At 56.6% G+C, this 5279-nt stretch carries 4 protein-coding genes; all 4 read right to left on the bottom strand.

The features are described from left to right. Positions 1-350: 350 nt before the first annotated feature. On the bottom strand, positions 351-1772 hold the full coding sequence (locus tag EXE46_RS16010) for a PAS domain S-box protein (RefSeq protein ID WP_137689335.1): 1422 nt from the start codon (positions 1770-1772) through the stop codon (positions 351-353). Between the two features lie 82 nt (positions 1773-1854). Further along, positions 1855-2436: a transcription initiation factor IIB family protein gene (locus EXE46_RS17540; protein WP_255509600.1), complete on the bottom strand. Its 582-nt coding sequence runs from the start codon at positions 2434-2436 to the stop codon at positions 1855-1857. A 541-nt stretch (positions 2437-2977) separates the two neighbouring features. Beyond that, on the bottom strand, positions 2978-3343 hold the full coding sequence (locus EXE46_RS16000) for a hypothetical protein (RefSeq protein ID WP_137689333.1): 366 nt from the start codon (positions 3341-3343) through the stop codon (positions 2978-2980). A gap of 154 nt (positions 3344-3497) precedes the next feature. Further along, a complete protein-coding gene (sufB, locus tag EXE46_RS15995; RefSeq protein WP_137689332.1) occupies positions 3498-4928 on the bottom strand; it encodes a Fe-S cluster assembly protein SufB in 1431 nt (476 codons plus the stop codon). Positions 4929-5279: the final 351 nt, after the last annotated feature.

Raw genomic sequence — 5279 nt, 5'->3', positions numbered from 1 at the left:
CCGGTTGACAATCACTGAATCCGGTGGTTGGTAACTCACAGCAGCCACCGGGTTTCTGTGACAGGTAGTCTCAACGATATCGAATCAAGGGACAGCGCTGGCGTGAAGCGTTAAACTACAACGGATGAAATAATAGCAGTACGGGAGTTCTAATCTCATACCGCTCTGAAGACGAGTCTATCCGAGCTTCTTGCTGAGACAGAAATGACCGGATTAGAGCCGACCTAGGTTCACACTATCTGAATTGGGGGTAGGTATTAGAAGTTGTACTTGAATCGGTAGGACATTTTGTTCCGGTGAGTTCAAATCATTTGATCTACCAGAGACTGGATTCGACCGAATAGCCTCCTCTATCCCCTCATCTCGAACTCGAACCGTGCGCCACCATCTGTTCCTTCAGTTACGGACAGCTCCCACCCGTGAGCTTCCACGATTCGTTTTATGATAGTCAATCCGAAACCAGTACCACCACTAGCCGACGAATGGCCCGGTTCAAGCACTTCTTCGCGCTTGTTTGCCGGGACTCCTGGCCCGTCGTCTTCGACATATATTCCCTGTTCGCCGTGACGCCCAACACGAACGGTCACGTCAAGCCCACCATGCTCGACAGCGTTCCGGAACAGGTTCTCGAACACGTGTCGTAACCGATCTGGGTCACCTTGGAACGTTATTTCATCAACAATTTCGATGGATGCGTCGTGAGTTTCTACCGTGGCCCAACACTTTCCGATGAGGTCAGTCAAACTGATCGGCTCTGTTTCGTTTATCGTGTTTCCCTGTCGTGCGAGAGTCAACGTATCCTCGACAATTGCTTCAATTCGATCGAGCGCTCGTAAGAGAGGGTCGAGATGCTCGCTTTCTGCTTGTCCGGCGAGGAGCGCCGCACGACCTTGTGCGACGTTGAGCGGGCTGCGTAAGTCGTGAGAGATAACACTCGCAAACTCGTCAAGCCGGTCGTTCTGTTGCCGTAACTGTCGCTCTCGTTCAACGCGCTCGGTGACATTCCGAGTGACCCCGATGAGACGAGTTACCTCATCATCGGTGACGACCGGTGCAAGTTTCGTTTGCCAGAAGCGTGCCTTCTCTCCGACCCGTAACTCCTCTTGATACGAAATTGGTTCACCAGCGTTGACACAGCGGTGGTAGTTTGCTTCGAGGTCTGCCCCCTGCTCGTCGCCGAATACGTCTCGTGGTGTCTGACCTTGTACGTCCTCAGTCGTTAGACCAGTTTGCCGTTCGTAGGACGGACTGAGCCGTTCAAACTCGAATTTGACAGTACCATCACCGTGTTCAACATTAATAAGAAATATCGCGTCCTCTACATTCTCCAAGAGAGCTTCGTACTCTTCGGCCAGTTCCCGAGCTTCGCTTTCGTACTCTTTCCGCTCAGTGATGTCCCGACTGCTGAGAAGGATCCCGTCAATGAGGCCGTCATCGAGTCGATTCCTCATTGTGGCCTCGATCCAGCGCCACGATCCGTCAGCATGCTTGAACCGAACTTCGACAGTTTCAGATTCGGACGGGTTCGACAGAACCGCTTCGACCGCCTCGGCGTTTCGCTCTCGGTCGTCTGGATGGACGAATTCGTACCCTTCGTGGCCGACCAACTCGTCGGGATCGTAGCTGAGAATGCGTTTGACGGCCGGACTGACGTAGGTTATCGTTCCATCGGTATCGACGACTGTTGCAAGGTCGTTCACCTCTTCAACGAGTGTCTGGTACCAGTCTGACCCTCGCTTGTTTTCTCTTTTTGAGCTCTCGATGTCTTTCATTGGTGTTGATACGAACAGTATATACAAAAACAGTTCCAACCCTCGGCAAACAGTTCTGAGCGCAACCCTGCTCACACGCAGGTTAACTGTTCTCTGTGTCTATCATCTCTTCAGCGTCCGCTGCGGCCAACACCTCGGGGTATCGGTTCCGGATCGTCATCTCGCTCACGTCTGCTACACGAGCGATGTCGGCCTGTCGGAGCGACTCATCGCATCGTCTGGCAGCCGCGTACAGTGCCCCTGCGGCGATGCCCACTGGATGTTTCCCACTGTGAACGCCTTTTTCAATCGCCTCGCTGGCGAGCCGTCGTGCCTCTCGCTCCGTCGCGTCCGTACACCCCACGTCCGACGCGATCCGTCCGATGAACGAACGGGGATCTGTCGGAGCAATCTCCAACCCGAGCTCGCGTGAGACGTGTCGATATGCCCGCTCAACGCAGATTTGCTCGACACGGCTTACCGTCGAGACCTCGTCGATAGAGCGTGGCGCGGTATCCATACGACTGGCCGCGTACAACGCCGCAGTAGCGACGCTTTCAACAGCCCGACCCGGAAGGAGCCCCTCGTCGAGTGCCCGTCGGTAGATGACCCCTGCCGTTTCTCGAGTGCTATCTGGTACACCGAGCGCGGAGGCCATACGATTGATCTCACCGAGCGCATGCATGAGATTTTTATCGGACGATGAGCGTCGTCGAAATCGAGCATCCCACTTCCGAAGTCGACGCATCTGTTGTCGCCGTTCTCCCGATAGCGCGTTTCCATTCGCATCGGTGTCTTGCCACCCAATCATCGTCGACAACCCCTTATCGTGTAAGAGGTTCGTGCTCGATGGTCCGACGCGAGATTCCTTCTCACTAGTTCCGTTCGGCGTGTACAGTGTGATACTCGTATCGAGCGTCGCATCCGGCACAACAAGTCCACAGTCGTCACAGACTGTGTCCACGTCATCGTCAGCTCGGCGAAGTCGCCCGCTACACTCCGGACACGTAGTTTGATATTGAGACTGTCTGTCCGTGTTCGCCCCCGAAACGGAGTCGGTAACAGACCGTTCGTCGCCGATTTCGTTTGATGAGTGGCTATCGCTCTCATCTTCGTGAGAAACGGTCTCAGGTCGCTCTTCGGTAGTGCGCTCGTTCATCACGTAGCATCACCTCTCTTGCTTGTGACAGAACAGCCACGACCGCGTGTCTGGCCTGTACTGTTGGTCATGTGCGCTGAACCGGCGTCGAGTCGCTGATCCTGATCCCGTGTGCGGTAACTCTCGTAGCGACGGCAGACGGGACTGACCACGCCGTCTCAGTGGGTACCGCCGTCCCATCGATCGCGAGACAGACGAGCTCTCCGCGTCCACGACGCGCCGCAACAACGAACTCGAAGCGACGGGATCGGTCGTCGACCGTCGTCACGTGGATGGTCGAGAGCCCTGCGGCACTCTCCCACGCTGTCGTGTCGACGACGTTGAGCTCGCCCGCTGGCGTAACGAACGGCGAGCCACAAGCCGGACAGGTACCCTCGTGCGGCGGCGTTCCAAGGTACCCGTAGTCGGTATCGCACGCGAAACAGTGTTCCATGGCTCGCTGTCAGCGACGATTTAACACTGTTTCTGCGATGTTCGCTTTACTGGAGCACGATGGGCAGGCAACGACGTCACCGCCGTCTAACCCGAATACGGTCACGAATCGCTGCGAGACGTGGCCCCCGCAATGTGTACACTCTGGCATCAAATCACCCGAGCGAACCCTCCATCTCCAGCTCGACGAGCCGGTTCAGCTCGACGGCGTACTCGATCGGCAGCTCCTCCGTGATCGGCTCGATGAACCCCGAGACGATCATCTGTTTCGCGTCGTCGTCGTCGAGACCGCGCGACTGGAGGTAGAAGATGTCCTCGTCGCCGATCTTGCCGACGGTCGCCTCGTGGGCGACGTCGACCTTCGACTCGTTGATCTCCATGTACGGCATCGTGTCCGACGTCGACTCGTTGTCGAACATCAGCGCGTCGCACTCCACGGCGGTCGAGGAGTTCTCGGCGCCGTCCGCGATGTGGACAAGCCCGCGGTAGTTGGTGCGGCCGCCGTCCTTCGCGATCGACTTCGACTCGACGGTCGACTTCGTCTCCGGCGCGTTGTGGTACACCTTCGCGCCGGTGTCGATGTCCTGGCCCTCGCCCGCGAAGGCGATGGTGATGTGGTTGTCGGAGGCGCCGCGGCCCTTCAGGATCGTCGACGGGTACAGCATCGTCGCCTTCGACCCCATCGACCCCGAAATCCACTCCATGCGGCCACCCTTCTCGGCGATGGCGCGCTTGGTGTTGAGGTTGTACGTGTTCTTCGACCAGTTCTGGACGGTCGAGTACTGGACGTGAGCGTCCTCGCCCACGAACACTTCAACGCCACCGCAGTGGAGGTTGAACTTCGAGTACTTCGGCGCCGAACAGCCCTCGATGTAGTGGACTTCCGAGCCCTCCTCGGCGATGATGAGCGTGTGCTCGAACTGGCCCATCCCCTCGGAGTTCATCCGGAAGTACGCCTGAACCGGCATGTCTACCGTGGTGTTTTCGGGGACGTAGACGAACGAGCCGCCGGACCAGATAGCGCCGTGAAGCGCCGCGAACTTGTTGTCGCTCGGGGGGACGCACTTCGTCATGAAGTGCTCTCGGACGAGCTCCTCGTGCTCCTGGACGGCCTCGTCCATGTTACAGAAGATGACGCCTTTCTCCTCCCAGCGCTCCTGCATGTTCTGGTAGACGACCTCGGACTCGTACTGGGCGCCGACGCCCGAGAGCGCGTTCTTCTCCGCCTCTGGAATACCTAGCTTGTCGAAGGTGTCCTTGATATCGTCCGGGAGTTCTGTCCAGTCGTCGACGCCCGCGCGGACGTCGACGTCCGGCCGAATGTATGGGACGATTTCGTCGACGTCGACCTCGCTCAGGTCGGGCTGCCCGGGCCAGTCGGTCGGCATCGGCATCTCTTGGAACTGCTTGAGTGCGCGGAGGCGGCGCTCCAGCATCCACTCCGGCTCGCCTTTGTCCTCCGAGATGACGCGGACCGTCTCTTCGGTGAGGCCCTTCTCGCTTTTGAACGCGGACTTCTCCTCCTTTTTGAACTCGAAGCGGGCCTCGGTGTTTGTCTCCTTAAGATCGTCTTGTTTTGAACTCATCAAACTATTCTTCAGAGACTACGAATATAAGTGTGATGTGCTAAAACGTGGTTTTGTAACCTATATAGGTTTCTTTAACGAAAGAGAATAACTATGTGTGATTTAATACGGTTTCTCCACTTAGTAGAATTTGGCTCTGTTGAAATACTTAGAAAGTGATATGTTTGTCTTCCCTGCGATCAGTACAGAAGACTCACGGATCGGTCAATACAAGTCAAGCAGATACCGATCCGTTCCGGTTACTGTTGCTTGACGACGACTGTATCTCCAACGAGGTCACCGACCCGTTGGTTGTCGTCTGTAAGCAGTATTGATACCATTGCGACGAGATTGAACGTCGGGAGTGCATCA

This window comes from Halorubrum sp. GN11_10-6_MGM, from assembly GCF_005435165.1.
Taxonomy (GTDB): domain Archaea; phylum Halobacteriota; class Halobacteria; order Halobacteriales; family Haloferacaceae; genus Halorubrum.
Note: the sequence above shows the minus strand (reverse complement) of the source record. Positions and strands in the feature narration are given on the sequence as shown.